At 74.9% G+C, this 17172-nt stretch carries 3 protein-coding genes and 1 pseudogene; 2 read left to right on the forward strand and 2 right to left on the reverse strand.

Annotated features, from left to right (window positions below):
- Window positions 1-45: 45 nt before the first annotated feature.
- A pseudogene (locus IF45_RS34420) lies at window positions 46-2598 on the forward strand (acyltransferase domain-containing protein); the annotation flags it as partial.
- A gap of 159 nt (window positions 2599-2757) precedes the next feature.
- Window positions 2758-14427 (forward strand): SDR family NAD(P)-dependent oxidoreductase, encoded by an 11670-nt coding sequence (locus IF45_RS33975; protein ID WP_370443955.1) that lies wholly within the window; start codon window positions 2758-2760, stop codon window positions 14425-14427.
- 702 nt (window positions 14428-15129) lie between these two features.
- Here IF45_RS33975 and IF45_RS0119420 read toward each other — a convergent pair.
- Both IF45_RS0119420 and IF45_RS0119425 read right to left on the reverse strand, forming a co-directional pair.
- Window positions 15130-15972, reverse strand: coding sequence for an ABC transporter permease (locus tag IF45_RS0119420; RefSeq protein ID WP_030308607.1), 843 nt, complete (start codon window positions 15970-15972; stop codon window positions 15130-15132).
- Between the two features lie 97 nt (window positions 15973-16069).
- On the reverse strand, window positions 16070-17077 hold the full coding sequence (locus tag IF45_RS0119425; protein WP_030308609.1) for a daunorubicin resistance protein DrrA family ABC transporter ATP-binding protein: 1008 nt from the start codon (window positions 17075-17077) through the stop codon (window positions 16070-16072).
- Window positions 17078-17172 lie beyond the last annotated feature (95 nt).

The following is a 17172-nucleotide window of genomic DNA, read 5'->3' on the forward strand; positions in this document are numbered from 1 at the left end:
CGACTGGTCTGCCGGTGCTGTGGAGTTGCTGACCGGTGAGCGTGTGTGGCCGGGGGAGGAGCGGCTGCGCCGGGCCGGTGTGTCCTCGTTCGGGATCAGCGGCACCAACGCCCACGTCATCCTCGAACAGCCCGAGGAGGCGCAGGAGCCCGCGCCCACGGTGGCGCCCGCCGTCGACGTGCCGTGGGTGCTCTCCGCACGGTCGGCCCCGGCGCTGCGCGCCCAGGCCGAGCGGCTGCGCGCGTACGTGGCCGCCGAGCCGGTGAGCGCGCCGGACGTGGCCTTCTCGCTCGTCTCCGGCCGCGCCACCTTCGACCACCGGGCGGTGGTCCTGGGCACCGACCGTGAAGCGGCCCTGGAAGCCCTGGCCTCGGGTCTGCCCGACGCGGGCGTCGTGGAAGGCGTGGCCACCGGAGGCCGTACCGCGTTCCTGTTCTCGGGACAGGGGTCGCAGCGTCTGGGAATGGGGCGTGGTCTGTACGAGCGTTTCCCGGTGTTCGCGGAGGCGTTCGACGCGGTCTGCGCCGGACTCGACGAGCACCTGGAGCGCCCGCTGCGTGAGGTGGTCTGGGGCGACGACACGTCGGTTCTGGACGGGACGGCGTACGCGCAGGCCGGTCTCTTCGCGGTCGAGGTGGCGTTGTTCCGGCTGGTCGAGTCGTGGGGGGTGCGTCCGGAGTTCGTGGCCGGTCACTCCATCGGTGAGGTCGCCGCGGCCCACGTGGCCGGGGTGTTCACCCTCGCCGACGCCGCCGCGCTCGTCGCCGCCCGTCCGTCGAGGCGGTCGCCGAGGTCTTCCGTGAGCAGGGACGCCGGGTCAGCCGCCTGCGGGTGTCGCACGCTTTCCACTCGCCGCTGATGGAGCCGATGCTCGGTGACTTCCGCGAGGTCCTGGCCGGCCTGTCGTACGCGGAGCCGTCGCTGCCGGTCGTCTCGAACGTCTCGGGCCGGATCGCGGAAACCGGTGAACTGACCACGCCTGACTACTGGGTCACCCACGTCCGCGAGGCCGTCCGGTTCGACGACGGTGTCCGGGCCCTCGCGGAAGAGGGCGTCACCCGGTTCGTGGAGCTGGGTCCCGACGGGGTGCTCAGCGGCATGGCGCGCGAGGGCGCCGGTGAGGACGCCGTCCTCGTCCCGCTCCTGCGCAAGGACCGCGAGGAGACGTCGACCGCCCTCGCCGCGCTGGCCCGTCTCCACACGGTGGGCGCCGAGGTGAAGTGGACCGGCTTCTTCGCCGGTACCGCGGCCCGCACCGTGGACCTGCCGACCTACGCCTTCCAGAAGCGGCGCTTCTGGCCGGAGACCACGGTCCGCGCCGCCGCCGACCCCAGGTCGGCGGGGGTCGACGCGGCCGACCATCCGTTGCTGGGCGCGGTGGTGTCACTGCCGGACTCGGGTGGCGTGGTGCTGACGGGCCGGCTGTCGGTGGAGGCGCAGCCGTGGCTCGCCGACCACGTGGTCCTCGGCCGGGTCCTGCTGCCCGGTACGGGCCTGGTGGAACTGGCCCTCGCGGCCGGGGACGCGGCCGGCTCCGCCGCTCTCGAGGAGCTGACCCTCGCCGCGCCGCTGGTGCTGCCCGAGGACACCGGCCTCCAGCTCCGCGTCGTCGCGGGGCCGAAGACCGACGGACGCCGCACCGTGGCCGTCCACTCCCGTCCCGAGGGCGCGGAGGACGCGCCGTGGACGGCCCACGCGCACGGCTTCCTCACCGACGCCCCGGCAGGCTCCGGCGAGGCCCTGACCGAGTGGCCCCCGCCCGGCGCCGACCCGGTACCGGTCGAGCACGCCTACGAGGAGTTCCGCCACCGGGGATACGGCTACGGGCCCGTCTTCCAGGGCCTGCGCGCCGCCTGGCGGCGCGACGACGCGATGTTCGCGGAAGTGGCGCTCCCCGAGGACGCGGCAGGTGAGGCGGGCCGGTTCGGCCTGCACCCGGCCGTGCTCGACGCCGCCATGCACGCCGGCATCCTGAACGAGGAGGAGGGCCAGGCGGTCGTCCCGTTCGCCTGGAACGACGTGACCCTCCACGCCGTCGGCGCCTCCGCCGTGCGCGTACGCGTGAGCCGCGTCGACGCCCACACCGTCTCCCTGACCCTCGCCGACTCCGCCGGCGCGCCGGTCCTGACCGTGGGCTCCCTGGCGAGCCGCCCGGTCTCCGCCGAACAGCTCGGCAGCGCCTCCGCCGGCGCGGGCGCCCTCTACGGCATCGAGTGGACGCCGGTCACCGTGGACACCCCCACGGCCCCCGCCCACGTCTCCTGGGCCGAAGCCCTGGAGACGGACACCACGGCGCCGGGCGCGGTCGTCCTGGAGGTGGGCGAGCCCGCCGGTCCGGACGTCCCTGCCGCCGTCCGGGCCGTCCTGGACCAGGTCCTTCCCGCGATCCAGCAGTGGCTCCGCGACGAGCGCTTCACCTCCTCGCGTCTGGTCGTCGTCACCCGTGGCGCCGCCCCGGCCGGTTCATCCGCCGACGTCGTGCAGGCCCCTGTGTGGGGTCTGGTGCGGGCGGCACTCGCGGAGAACCCGGGCCGGTTCGCCCTGGCCGATGTCGCCGTGGACGCGGACGATGCGGCGGTGGACCGTGCGGTCGCGGCTGTCCTCTCGGGCGAGGCCGAGGTGGCCGTCCGTGACGGTGTGGTGCTGGTGCCGAGGCTCAGTCGGCTCGGTGAGCCCGAACTGCCTCTGCCCGTGCCGTCGTTGGATGGTGAGGGTGCGGTGCTGGTGACGGGTGGTACGGGTGGTCTGGGTGCGGTGATGGCCCGGTATCTGGTGGCTGAGCGTGGGGTGCGGGATCTGGTGCTGGTGTCGCGGCGGGGCGGGGATGCTCCGGGTGCGGCGGAGCTGGCCGGGGAACTGCGTGAGGCCGGCGCGTCGGTGGAGGTCGTCGCGTGCGACCTGTCCGACCGCGAATCGGTCGTCGGCCTGGTCGAGTCCCTCGTCGCCGGGCGTGGACTGCGCGCCGTCGTGCACGCGGCCGGGGTCGGCGGCGGCGGCCTGGTGGGCACGCTGTCGTCCGACCGGTTCGATGCGGTGCTGGGTGCGAAGGCTGATGCGGCGTGGTGGTTGCACGAGGCGACGGCGGGTGTGGAGCTGGCTGCGTTCGTGCTGGTGTCGTCGGCGGGTGGTCTGGTGCTGACGGCGGGGCAGGGCAACTACGCGGCGGCCAATGTGTTCCTGGACGCGTTGGCGGCGCGGCGTCGGGCCGGGGGCCTGGTGGCCACATCCATGGCGTTCGGGTTCTGGGACGTGGGTGCGGGGCTGGGGGAGTATCTGTCGGAGGTGGACCGGCGTCGGATGGCGTCGCAGGGGCTGCCGTTGCTGTCGCACGAGGCGGGGCTGGAGCTGTTCGCGGCTGGCCTGGACCGTGGCGAGGCGACGGTCGTGCCGCTGCGCGTCGACACCGCCGCGCTGCGCACCCGCACCGACGAGATCCCCGCCCTGCTCAAGTCCTTCGCTCCCGTGCGGCGCTCCGCGGCCGTGGTCACCCCGGCCACCGTCGAGGGCTCGCCGGCCCACCGGCTGGCCTCGCTTCCGGAGGCGGAGCGGCACCGCACCCTGCTGCATCTCGTCCGGTCGCAGGTGGCGGCGGTGCTGGGGCACGGTTCGGCGGAGGCGATCGGCGCTGACCGGGCCTTCCAGGAGCTGGGCTTCGACTCGCTGGCCGCGACCGGCGGCGTCACCACCCCCGAGGAGCTGTGGCGCCTGGTCACCGACGGCGTCGACACCGTCTCCGACCTCCCCGGTGACCGGGGCTGGGACATCGAGGGCCTCTACGACCCCGAGCCCGGCAAGGAGGGCAAGAGCTACACCAGGCGCGGCAGCTTCCTGCACGACGCCGCCCAGTTCGACCCCGGCTTCTTCGGCATCTCGCCCCGTGAGGCCCTGTACATGGACCCGCAGCAGCGCCTGCTCCTGGAGACCTCCTGGGAGGCGCTGGAACGCGCCGGGATCGACCCGGCGACGCTGCGGGGCAGCCGCACCGGCGTCTTCGCCGGCGTCATGTACCACGACTACGCGCTGAACGTCTCGCCCTCCGGCACCGCCGGCGGCAGCGTGGTCTCCGGCCGCCTGTCGTACACCTTCGGCTGGGAGGGCCCGGCCGTCACCGTGGACACGGCCTGCTCCTCGTCCCTGGTCGCGCTGCACTTCGCGGTACAGGCCCTGCGCTCGGGCGAGTGCTCGCTGGCCGTGGCCGGCGGCGCCACCGTGATGTCGACGCCCGGCATGTTCGTCGAGTTCAGCCGCCAGCGTGGCCTGTCGGTGGACGGCCGCTGCAAGGCGTTCGCGGGCGCGGCGGACGGCGTGGGCTGGTCCGAGGGCGTCGGCGTCCTCCTGGTGGAGCGGCTCTCCGACGCCGTGCGCAACGGCCACCGTGTGCTGGCCGTCGTCAAGGGCACGGCCGTCAACCAGGACGGCGCCTCCAACGGCTTCACCGCCCCCAACGGCCCCTCCCAGCAGCGCGTGATCCGCCAGGCCCTGCACGGCGCCGGGGTCCCCGCCTCCGAGGTCGACGTGGTCGAGGCGCACGGCACGGGCACCACCCTGGGCGACCCCATCGAGGCCCAGGCGCTCCTCGCCACCTACGGCCAGGACCGCCCGGAGGACCGGCCGCTGCTGCTCGGCTCGGTCAAGTCGAACATCGGGCACGCCCAGGCCGCGGCGGGAGTCGCCGGCGTCATCAAGATGGTCATGGCGATGGAGCACGGCACCGTGCCGCGCACCCTCCACGTCGACCGGCCGTCCCCGCACGTCGACTGGACCGAGGGCAGCGCCGAACTCGTCACCGAGGACCGGCCGTGGCCGGTCACCGGCCGCCCGCGCCGGGCGAGCGTCTCGGCGTTCGGCCTCAGCGGCACCAACGCGCACGTCGTCCTGGAGCAGGGCCCCGACGCCGGGGCCGACGCGCCGAGCACGGCCGAGGAGGGCCGCGCCCCCGCCGTCCTCCCGTGGACGGTCTCGGCGGCCACCCCGGACGCCCTGCGCGCCCAGGCCACCCGCCTCCTGGACCACCTGGCGGACCGGCCCGGCACCCGTCCGCTGGACGTCGCCCACGCGCTGGCCACCTCCCGCACCCCGCTGGAGGCCCGCGCGGTGGTCCTCGGCACCGGCCGGGACGACCTCCTGACCGGCCTGCGCGCCCTCGCGGCCGGCGAGCACGCCCCCGGGGTCATCACCGGAACCGCCCGCTCCGTCGGCACCACGGCCTTCCTCTTCTCCGGGCAGGGCGCACAGCGCCTGGAGATGGGGCGCGGCCTCCACGAGGCGTTCCCCGTCTTCGCGGAGGCGTTCGACGCGGTCTGCGCCGGGCTCGACGAGCACCTGGACCGCCCGCTGCGCGAGGTGGCCTGGGGCGAGAACGCGCCGGACCTCGACGGCACGGCGTACGCCCAGTCCGCCCTGTTCGCCTACGAAGTCGCCCTCTTCCGGCTTCTCGCCTCATGGGGCGTCACGCCTGACCTGGTGGCCGGTCATTCGATCGGTGAGGTGGCGGCCGCGCATGTCGCGGGTGTGTTCTCGCTGGCGGACGCCTGTGCTCTGGTGGCTGCTCGTGGGCGGCTGATGCAGGCGTTGCCGGAAGGCGGCGCGATGGTGGCCGTGGAGGCGAGCGAGACGGAGGTGCTGCCGCACCTGGAGTCCGTCGAAGGTGTGTCGATCGCTGCCGTCAACGGTCCGTCGTCGGTGGTCGTCTCGGGCGCCGAGGAAGCCGTCGAGACGGTGGCGGAGGCGTTCCGTGAGCAGGGACGGCGGATCAGCCGTCTGCGGGTGTCGCACGCTTTCCACTCGCCGCTGATGGAACCGATGCTCGCTGACTTCCGCGAGGTCCTGGCCGGTCTGTCGTTCGCCGAGCCGCGCCTGCCCGTCGTCTCGAACGTCTCGGGCCGGATCGCGGAATCCGGTGAACTGACCACGCCGGACTACTGGGTGCGGCACGTCCGTGAGGCCGTCCGCTTCGGCGACGGCGTCCGGGCACTGCGCGCCGCGGGCGTGGACCGCTGTGTCGAGATCGGCCCCGACGCCGTACTCACCGGCATGGCCCGCACCTGCCTCGACGGCGACGAGGACACCGCAGTCCTGCTGGTGCCGTCGGCCCGCAAGGGACGGGAGGAGCCCGACGCCCTGCTCACCGCGCTCGCGCAGCTGCACACCGCGGGCACGGCCGTCGACTGGGCCGGCTTCTTCGCCGGCTCCGGCGCCGGCCCCGTCGACCTGCCCACCTACGCCTTCCAGCGCCAGCGGTACTGGCTGACCGCCACCGACGGAGCCCCGGCCGCGGCCGGAGCCGGACTCGACGCGGCCGACCATCCGTTGCTGGGCGCGGTGGTGTCGCTGCCGGACTCCGGAGGCGCGGTGCTGACGGGCCGGCTGTCGGTGGAGGCGCAGCCGTGGCTCGCCGACCACGTGGTCCTCGGCCGGGTCATGCTGCCCGGCGCCGTCCTCGTGGAACTGGCCCTCGCCGCCGGAGAGTCCGTCGACTGCGCCGTACTCGACGAACTGACCCTGGCGACACCCCTGGTACTGCCCGAGCACGGCGGCGCCCAGGTCCGCGTGGTCGTCGGACCGCGCACCGCCGAACGCCGCACGGTCGCCGTCTACTCACGCCCCGAGGGCACCGGGCAGGAGTGGGCCACCCACGCCACCGGCTTCCTCATCGACAACGCCCTCGTGGCAGGGGCCGAGGCCGCACTGGAGCAGTGGCCGCCGACCGGGGCCGCGAGCGTGCCCGTGGACAGCGCGTACCAGATCTTCCGCGAGCGTGGCTACGGCTACGGGCCGGTCTTCCAGGGGCTGCGCGCCGCCTGGCGCCGGGGCGGGGAACTCTTCGCCGAGGTGGCGCTCCCGGAGGAGGCTGCCTCGGAGGCGGGCCGCTTCGGCCTCCACCCGGCGCTGCTCGACGCCGCCATGCACGTCGCGATCCTCAACGACAGCAACGACAGCAACGACAACGCCGAGGGCGGGAGCGGCGGGACCGTCATCCCGTTCGCGTGGAACCGGGTGGCCCTGCACGCGGTCGGCGCCGCCGCCGTCCGCGTCCGCATCGCCACCGCCGCCGACGGCGGTATGGACATCCGCGTCACCGACGTCACCGGAGCCCCGGTCCTGACGGTCGGCTCCATGGTGAGCCGCACCGTCTCCGCCGGCCAGCTCGGTGCGGCGCCCCGTGACGCCGGCGCGCTCTACGCCCCCGAGTGGGTCCCCGTGGCCCGGCTCGACGACACCGACACGGCCTGGGCCACCTGGTCCCGGGTCGAGGAGGCCGGTACCGAGGTGCCCGCCGTGGTCGTGCTGGACGCCTCCGCTCCGGCCGGGGCCGACGTGCCCGGCTCGGTGCGCTCCGCGCTGGACGGTGTGCTGACCGTGGCACAGCGCTGGCTGACCGAGGAGCGGTTCGCCGCCTCCCGGCTCGTCGTGGTGACCCGGGGCGCCATGCCCGTGGGTCCCGGCGGCGCCCCGGCCGAGGGAGACGTCGTGCAGGCCCCCGTGTGGGGTCTGGTGCGGGCGGCGCTCGCGGAGAATCCGGGCCGGTTCGCCCTGGCCGATGTCGCCGTGGACGCGGATGATGCGGCGGTGGATCGTGCTGTCGCGGCTGTCCTCTCGGGCGAGGCCGAGGTGGCCGTCCGTGACGGCGTCGTCCTCGTACCGAGGCTGACGCGGCTGACCGCCGACGCACCCGCTGCCGAACTGCCGGTGTCCGTGCCGTCGTTGGATGGTGAGGGTGCGGTGCTGGTGACGGGTGGTACGGGTGGTCTGGGTGCGGTGATGGCGCGGTATCTGGTGGCTGAGCGTGGGGTGCGGGATCTGGTGCTGGTGTCGCGGCGGGGCGGGGACGCCCCGGGTGCGGCGGAGCTGGTGGCGGAACTGCGTGAGGGCGGTGCGGCGGTGGAGGTCGTCGCGTGCGACCTGTCCGACCGTGAATCGGTCGTGGACCTCGTCGGCTCTCTCGTCTCCGGGCGCGGGCTGCTGGCCGTGGTCCACGCGGCCGGAGTCGGTGACAACGGGCTCCTGGGCTCCCTCACTCTCGACCGGTTCGATGCGGTGCTGGGTGCGAAGGCTGATGCGGCGTGGTGGTTGCACGAGGCGACGGTGGGTGTGGAGCTGGCTGCGTTCGTGCTCGTGTCGTCGGCAGGTGGTCTGGTGCTGACGGCGGGGCAGGGTAACTACGCGGCGGCGAACGTGTTCCTGGACGCGTTGGCGTCGCGGCGTCGGGCCGAGGGCCTGGTGGCCACGTCGATGGCGTTCGGGTTCTGGGATGTGGGTGCGGGGCTGGGGGAGTATCTGTCGGAGGTGGACCGGCGTCGGATGGCGTCGCAGGGTTTGCCGTTGCTGTCGCACGAGGCGGGGCTGGAGCTGTTCGCGGCCGGCCTGGACCGGGGCGAGGCGACCGTCGTGCCGCTGCGCGTCGACACCGCCGCGCTGCGCACCCGCACCGACGAGATCCCCGCCCTCCTGCGCGCGCTGGCTCCCGCCCGCCGCGCCACGGCGGCCTCGGGTTCGGCTCCCGCGCCGGGCCCGGACGACTCCCCGTCCCGCAGGCTCGCCGAACTGCCCGCGCCCGAACGGCACCGCGCGGTGCTGCATCTCGTACGGTCGCAGGTGGCGGCGGTGCTGGGGCACGGTTCGGCGGAGGCGATCGGCGCTGACCGGGCCTTCCAGGAGCTGGGCTTCGACTCGCTGGCCGCGACCGCCATCCCGGCCCGCCGCCTGCGTGACGCGGGGCTGGCGGAGACGCTGCTCGAACTCGCCGCGGACTCCGACGAGATGTCCGACACCGACCGGGACGCCCTGCTCGCCGCCTTCGACGGCGACGACGAGGACGACGCGTGCGGACCGTACGACGAGAGCGACGGCGCGGCCGAGACCGCCGGGAGCGGTACGGCCACCGAACCGGGCGCCGACGCGCTCCGTGCCGCCCGTGCCGAGACCGCCCGGCTGCGCCGCGACAACCGCAGGCTCACCTCGGCCCAGCACGAACCCATCGCCATCGTCGGCATGGCCTGCCGCTACCCGGGCGGCGTCAGCTCGCCCGAGGATCTCTGGCGCCTGGTCACCTCCGGCGACGACGCGATCGTCCCCTTCCCCCAGGACCGTGGCTGGGACCTGTCGATCCTCCGCGACCCCGACGGCGACCACCCGGACGGCCTGTACGCCCGGGAAGGCGGCTTCCTCGACGGGGCGGCCGACTTCGACCCCGCCTTCTTCGGCATCTCGCCGCGCGAGGCGCTCGGCATGGACCCGCAGCAGCGCCTGGCACTGGAGATGTCCTGGGAGGCCCTGGAGCGGGCCGGGATCGACCCGGCCTCGCTCAAGGGCAGCCGGACCGGCGTCTTCACCGGCGTGATGTACCACGACTACCCGGGCAGCGACGGCAACGGCAGCGTGGTCACCGGCCGCGTCGCCTACAAGCTCGGACTGGAGGGCCCCGCCGTCTCCGTCGACACCGCCTGCTCCTCCTCGCTGGTCGCCCTGCACCTCGCCGTGCAGGCGCTCCGGCAGGGCGAGTGCTCCCTGGCGGTCACCGGTGGTGTCACCGTGCTGTCGACGCCGGCCGTGTTCGCCGAGTTCGGCCGCCAGGGCGGTCTCGCCCCCGACGGCCGCTGCAAGTCCTTCGCGTCGGCGGCCGACGGCACCGGCTTCTCCGAGGGCGCGGGCTTCCTCGTCGTCGAGCGGCTCTCCGACGCGGTGCGCAACGGCCACGAGGTACTCGCCGTCGTCCGTGGCTCCGCCGTCAACCAGGACGGCGCGAGCAACGGCCTCACCGCGCCCAACGGCCCGTCCCAGCGCCGCGTCATCCGGCAGGCCCTGGCCAACGCCCGGCTCGCCGCCGACCAGGTCGACGCCGTCGAGGCGCACGGCACCGGCACCACCCTGGGCGACCCCATCGAGGCCCAGGCGCTCCTCGCCACCTACGGCCAGGACCGCCCCGAGGACCGGCCGCTGCTGCTCGGCTCGGTCAAGTCCAACATCGGGCACACCCAGGCCGCGGCGGGAGTCGCCGGCGTCATCAAGATGGTGCTGGCACTGCGCAACGGGCTGCTGCCCGCCACGCTGAACGTCGACGCCCCCAGCGACCAGGTCGACTGGACCACCGGGTCGGTGGAGCTGCTGACCGAGGCCCGGCAGTGGACCGGCTCCGGCCGCCCGCGCCGCGCCGGGATCTCCTCCTTCGGGATCAGCGGCACCAACGCCCACGTCATCGTCGAGCAGGCGCCCGCGGCCGTGCCGTCCGGCGAGCCCGCGACCGGCGCGGACGACGACGGCGTCGCCCCCGTCGTCCCGTGGCTGCTGTCGGCCCGCGACCGGGACGCCCTGCGTGCCCAGGCCGAGCGGCTCCTCCACCACCTGACGGACGACCACCCGGCCGCCGGCGGAACCGGGGCGCCGCGCCCGCTGGACGTCGCCTACTCCCTGGCCACCGCCCGTACCGCGTTCGAGCACCGGGTCGCCGTCACGGGCGCCGGCCGGGACGGTCTGCTGGCCGCGCTCGGCTCCGTGGCCCGGGGCGAGGAACCGGCCACGACGACCGGTGAGGGACTGCTCGCCCTCCTCTTCCCGGGGCAGGGCTCCCAGCGGCTCGGCATGGGCCGCGACCTCTACGAGCGCTTCCCGGTGTTCGCCGAGGCGTTCGACGCGGTCTGCGCCGGACTCGACGCGCACCTGGACCGCCCGCTGCGCGAGGTGGTCTGGGGCGACGACGAGGACGCCCTGAACGCCACCGCCTACGCGCAGGCCGCGCTCTTCGCCCTCGGAGTGGGCCTCCACCGGCTCCTCGCCTCGTGGGGCGTCACCCCCGACCTGGTGGCGGGCCACTCGATCGGCGAGATCGCCGCCGCGCACGTCGCCGGGGTCTTCTCGCTGGCCGACGCCTGCGCCCTGGTCGCCGCGCGGGGCCGCCTGATGCAGGCACTGCCGGAGGGCGGCGCGATGGCCGCCGTCCAGGCCACCGAGGACGAGGTGCTCGCGCACCTCACCGACGGGGCCTCGGTCGCCGCCGTCAACGGACCCACGTCCGTCGTGGTGTCGGGCACCGCCGAAGGCGTGGAGAAGGTGACCGAGGCCCTGCGGGAGCGCGGTCGCCGGACGACCGCGCTGCGCGTCTCGCACGCCTTCCACTCACCGCTGATGGAACCGATGCTCGCCGAGTTCCGGACCGTCGTCGCCGGCCTCTCCCCGCAGGCACCCGTGATACCCGTCGTCTCCAACCTCACCGGGACCACGGCCCGCGCGGAGGAACTGTGCTCCGCCGAGTACTGGGTGCGACACGTCCGGGAGGCCGTCCGCTTCGCCGACGGCGTCCGGGCGCTGCACGAGGCCGGTGCCACCCGCTACCTGGAACTGGGCCCCGACGGTGTCGCCTGCGCCATGGCCCGCGAGACCCTGCCCGAGTCCGCCGTGACGGTCGCCGCCCAGCGCCGCACCGTCCCCGGCGAGCAGGCCCTGGTCGAGGCGGTCGCCCGGCTGCACGGCCACGGTGTCCGCGTCGACTGGCCCGCGTTCTTCGCCGGCCGCGGCGCCCGCCGGGTGGAGCTGCCCACGTACGCCTTCCAGCGGCGCCGGTTCTGGCCCGCCGGGATGATGCCCCTGGGCGCCGGGGCGGAGGCCGCCGGGCTCGCGCCCGCCGGCCACCCGCTGCTCGGCGGCGCGGTCGAACTGGCCGGCACGGACGGCCACCTGTTCACCGGACGTCTTTCCCAGGGCACCCACGGCTGGATCTCCGACCACCGTGTCATGGGCGCCGTCCTGGTGCCCGGCACCGCCCTGCTGGAACTCGCGGTCCACGCGGGCGGCGTGCTCGGCTGCGACGTGGTGGAGGAACTGACCCTGGCGGCCCCGCTGGTCCTGCCCGAGCAGGGCACCGTCCAGGTGCAGGTCGGCGTCGGCGCCCCCGACGAGGAGGGCCGGCGCGGGATCACCATCCACTCCCGGCCCGCCGACGACTCCGGCGCCCCGTGGACCTCGCACGCCGAGGGCACCCTGGCCGCCGGACCGGCACAGGCCCCCGCCACCGACTTCGACGCCACCGTGTGGCCGCCGGAGAAGGCCGAGCCGCTCGACACCACCGGGCTGTACGAGCGTTTCGAGGACGCCGGGTTCGCCTACGGGCCCGTCTTCCAGGGGCTGCGTGCCGCCTGGAGCCGCGACGGCGAGGTCTTCGCCGAGGCGTCGCTGCCCGACGGCACCGACGGCGACGCGTTCACCCTGCACCCGGCGCTCTTCGACGCCGGACTCCACGCCACCGCCCTGGCCGGCGACGGCGGGGAGTCCGAAGGCACCGGCGGCGTCCCGTTCTCCTGGAACGGGGTCTCCGTGCACGCCGTGGGCGCCTCCTCGGTACGGCTGCGGCTCTCCCGTACCGACGACGGCACCCTCGCGATCGCCGTCACCGACACCGCCGGCACCCCGGTCGCCTCGGTCGGGTCCCTGGTGACCCGCCCGCTCTCCGCCGGGCAGTTCGGCGGCGCGGGCGGCGCGGGCCGCGACTCCCTGTTCCAGCTGGACTGGACGGCCGCCGGGGACCCCGCCACGCAGGCGGCCGAGACGCCCGGCCCGCTCGCCGTGCTCGGCCCGGACACCGCGCTCCTCGGCGGCGGCGACCTCCTCGCCGAAGCCGGGACGGAGGGCGTGACCGGTCTGGCGGACCTCGTCACCGGCACCGGGCCCGTGGAGGACGTGCCGTCCGTGGTGCTGCTGCCGGTCGCCACCGCCCCGGAGGCCGGGTCCGGCACCGGGGACGCGGCCGCCGCCGCCCACGCCGCCACCGCCCGGGTCCTGGAGACCCTCCGCGACTGGTCGGCCGAGGAGCGGTTCGCCGCCTCCCGCCTGGTCGTCGTCACCCGGGGTGCCTCCGACGGCGCCGACCCGGCCGCCGCGGCGGTCTGGGGGCTGGTGCGCGCCGCGCAGGCGGAGAACCCGGGCCGGTTCATCCTCCTCGACCTGGAGCCCTCGGCCACCTCTCCGCTCGGGATGTCCGCCCTGCGGGCGGCGCTGGCCTCGGGCGAACCGCAGCTCGCCCTGCGCGAGGACCGCCTGCTGGCACCTCGCCTGGTGCGCGCGGCGACGCCCGCCGAGAGCGACGCGGCCGGCTGGGACCCGGAGGGCACCGTGCTGATCACCGGCGGCACCGGCGGCCTCGGCGCCACCGTCGCCCGGCACCTGGTCGCCGAGCACGGGGTCCGGAGCCTGCTCCTGGTCAGCCGTCGTGGTCCGGCCGCCGAGGGAGCCGGTGAACTGGCCGCCGCGCTGGAGGAGTCCGGCGCCCACGTCACCGTCGCCGCCTGCGACGTCGGCGACCGTACGGCCGTCGACGCGCTGCTGGCGGAGATCCCCGCCGACCGCCCGCTGCGGGCGGTGATCCACGCGGCCGGTGTCCTGGACGACGGGGTTCTCGACTCCCTCACCCCGGAACGCCTCGCCGCCGTGCTGCGGCCCAAGGCGGACGCCGCCTGGCACCTCCACGAGGCGACCGCGGGGCTCCCGCTCGACGCCTTCGTGCTCTTCTCCTCCGTCGCCGGCACGCTCGGCAGCGCGGGACAGGCCAACTACGCGGCGGGCAACGCCTTCCTCGACGCGCTGGCCCGCCACCGCCGGGACCGTGGACTGCCCGCGGTGTCGATGGCCTGGGGCCCGTGGACCCGGGGGAGCGGCATGACCGGTGAGCTGACCGAGGCGGACACCGCCCGGATGGCACGGGCGGGCATGCCCCCGATCGACCCCGAGCAGGGCCTGGCCCTGTTCGACGCGGTCACCGGCGCCGCCGAGCAAGAGCCTGCCGTCCTCCCGGTCCGGCTCGACCTGGGGGCCCTGCGCTCCCTGGGCGAGGTGCCGCCGCTGTTCCGGTCGCTGATCCGGACCCAGGCCCGCCGTGCCGCCTCCGACGGGGGAGCGGCGGCCGCCGCCGACCTCACCCGGCGCCTCACCGGCCTCACCCGGACCGAGGGCGAGGAGGTCCTGCTGGACCTGGTACGCGGCCAGATCGCGACCGTACTGGGCCACGCGGGCCAGGCCGACATCGAACCCGCCCGTGCCTTCCAGGACCTGGGCTTCGACTCGCTGACCTCGGTCGAGCTGCGGAACCGGCTCGGCGCGCTCACCGGGGTGCGGCTCCCGGCCACGCTGCTGTTCGACTACCCGACGCCCGGCAAACTCGTCGCCCACCTGTACACGCGGGTGGCCCCGGCACCGGCCGACGGGTCGGCGGTGGTCCTGGCGGAACTGGACAAGCTGGAGAGGGCCTTCGCGGGCGCCGAGGTCGGAGCCGAGCTCTTCGACCAGGTGGCGGGCCGGCTGGAGGTGCTCCGCGGCAAGTGGCAGGAGCTGCGGGCCGAGGCCCTCAAGGGCGCGGAAAAGGCGGAGGAGTCCTTCGACTTCGCCTCCGCCTCCGACGAGGACATGTTCGACATGCTCGACAACGAACTCGGACTCTCCTGACCGCACAGGCCACGAACGAACGGCCCTGGGGCCGGCACCACGGTGCCGGCCCCAGGGCCGTTCTCCTGCCCGCCGTCCGGAAGCGATGAGGCCCGATTCTGCCCGTTCCCGGCCCGACGCGGACTGCTTTGCTGTGGGGATGCGGAGCTTGCCCCGCTGGTCAGAGAGTTTCGGGCGTGGACCGTGTGCGTTCCGTGCGCCCCTCGGCACGTGAGCCGTGCCCGTTGCGGGCAGGGAGTGACCGAGCGGCTCCAGCCTCGCGGTGGGGATCACCACCGCCCGGTTTCTGGGACGCCGCAGTGGGTTCCGGACGCCGTTGAGCCGGGTGCCGAGACCGTCTCAGGGAGTGCGGACGAGCGCTCCTGACAGAAGCGAGACAGATATTGGAGTCTCTCGGTCCGTTTCCGCGCGGAACTGTGCCCGTTTTTGCCCGCTACTCGGGGCCGACATACCGGTGCGCACCTCCGTATGCTCCGGTGTTCCGCGACCCTGGTCCGGACCGACCGTCGTCCGCTGCCCGTTCGGGTGCCCGCGCTGTGGTCCGGACGGGCGCCGTCCGGGAGCCAGGGACGGTCCGAAGTCGCCTGTTTCCTCCTGCCTAGGGCTGTCTCCGCCTCCTCCGGGCAAGGAAGAGGGCCCGTGGACGCGAGAGGCGTCCACGGGCCCCGTCCCCGCACGCACGGGGGGAGTTCGTGCGGGGAGTCAGAGAGGCCGGCGGAAGCCGCGTACGGCGGTGATCATGCCGACCACCGCGATCACGGCGCAGATCACCACCGCCGGGATCGCGTGGTCCAGGCCGGGCACGTCCAGCGCCAGTGCCCGGGTCGCGTCGATCGCGTACGTCAGGGGGTTGACGCTCGCGACCGCGCCCAGCCAGGAGGGCAGGTCCGCGACCGGGACGTAGGCGCTGGAGGCGAACATCAGCGGGAAGATCACGATCAGGGCGAGGTTCTGCAGCGGCTCGGCCCGCCGCAGCCAGGCGCCGGCCGCGATGAACGCCCAGCCCAGCGAGAAGCTGATGAAGAGCGTCAGCCCCGCGGAGAGGGCCAGTTCGGCGGCCCCGCCGTTGGGGGAGTAGCCGAGGACGGTCATCGCCAGGGCCATGATGACCGCGACCTGCACGGCGCTGCGCACCAGGCCGACCAGGCTGCGGGCGGCCAGCAGCGCGCCCGGGTGGACGGGCAGGGAGCGCAGCCGGGCCACGATGCCGTTCTTCTGGTCCTCGACCAGGCCCACGCCGGACTGCATCGCCGACTGGGCGGCGTTGTCCACCAGGACGGCGGGCAGGACGTAGTCGAGGTAGCTGACGCCGTCCGGGAAGTGGGGCGGCATGCCCATCTTGCTGAAGACCTGGGTCAGCACGAAGAGGATGACCACCGGCTGGATCAGGCCGAAGAGCACGATGCCCGGGTCGGTCACCATGGCCCGCAGGGACCGTCCGGTGAGCACCCTGATCTGGGTGAGGAGTGAACTCCCGCCGAAGGCAGGCACCGCCGCGGGCCGTGGCACGGCCGGAGGCAGCGGCGGGGCGAGCTGAGTGGTCAAGGGGTCCTCCGTGAAAGGCGTCGTCGGCCGGCGGCAGCGCCCGCCGGGGTGTCGGGGCGCGGGAGGCGGGGCCCGCGGGGGACGGGGTTCCGCGCGGTCATGCCCGGGTCCGGCCGGCGGCCTGCTCGGCGAGGGTCAGGTACACGTCGTCGAGCGTGGGTTCGCCGAAGTTCAGCTCGCTCGCCTCGACGCCGGCCTGGTCCAGGCTTCTGATGATGTCGGCGATCTCCCGTGTGGCGTCGATCGGGACGACCACGGTGCGGGCCTCGCCGTCGACCGGGGCGAAGCCCGCCCCGCGCAGCGCCGTGCGCGCCGCGCTCACGTCCTCGCCGGTCTCCAGGGTGAGCGTCACCGTGCGGCGTCCCACGGTGGCCTTCAGCTCGGGCGCCGTGCCCGCCGCGACGACCCGGCCCGCGGAGAGCACCGCGATCCGGTCCGCCAGCCGGTCGGCCTCCTCCAGGTACTGCGTGGTCAGCAGCACCGTGGTGCCCTGCTCGACCAGCCCCTCGACGATCTCCCACAGGTTGATGCGGCTGGAGGGGTCCAGGCCGGTGGTGGGCTCGTCGAGGAAGAGCACCTCCGGCGCGCCGACCAGCGACACGGCCAGGTCCAGGCGCCGCCGCAGCCCGCCCGAGTAGCTGCTCGCACGCCGGTCCGCGACCTCCGTCAGCCGGAACAGCTCCAGCAGCTCCCTCGCGCGCACGCGGGCCGCCCGGCGCCCGGCGCCCAGCAGACGGGCGATCAGGACGAGGTTGTCGTACCCGCTGAGCTGCGCGTCCACCGAGGCGAACTGTCCGGTGAGCCCGATGCGCCGGCGGATCTCGACCGGCTTGTCGGCCACGTCGTACCCGGCGACCCTCGCCCGCCCCGAGGTGGGCGGCAGCGCCGTGGTGAGGATGTCGACCAGGGTGGTCTTCCCGGCGCCGTTGTGGCCGAGGAGTCCCAGCACGGTGCCCCGGGGGACGGCGAGGCTGACCGAGTCCAGGGCGTGGACCGTGCCGTATACCTTGCTGACGCCCTCCGCCTCGATCATCAGATCGCCGGAACCGGCGGCGCTCACGCCTGGGGCGGGCAAGGGGGCGGGGGGCAGGTGGAGCCCGTTCATGAGGGGTACTTCCGCTCGTGGGTCTGTGAAGGGTGGGCGACCGGCGGACCGCCTGGCGGGGCCGCGTTCGGGCCGGGGCGCCGGCGCAGCGGGGG

Origin of the sequence: Streptomyces albidoflavus (assembly GCF_000719955.1) — a bacterium.
Taxonomy (GTDB): Bacteria; Actinomycetota; Actinomycetes; order Streptomycetales; family Streptomycetaceae; genus Streptomyces; species Streptomyces albidoflavus.

Bases quoted from the DNA above. Each gene is read 5' to 3' on its own strand.
- IF45_RS33975 (WP_370443955.1), top strand. From the start codon at position 2,758: ATGGCCCGGTATCTGGTGGCTGAGCGTGGGGTGCGGGATCTGGTGCTG.
- IF45_RS0119425 (WP_030308609.1), bottom strand. From the start codon at position 17,077: ATGAACGGGCTCCACCTGCCCCCCGCCCCCTTGCCCGCCCCAGGCGTG.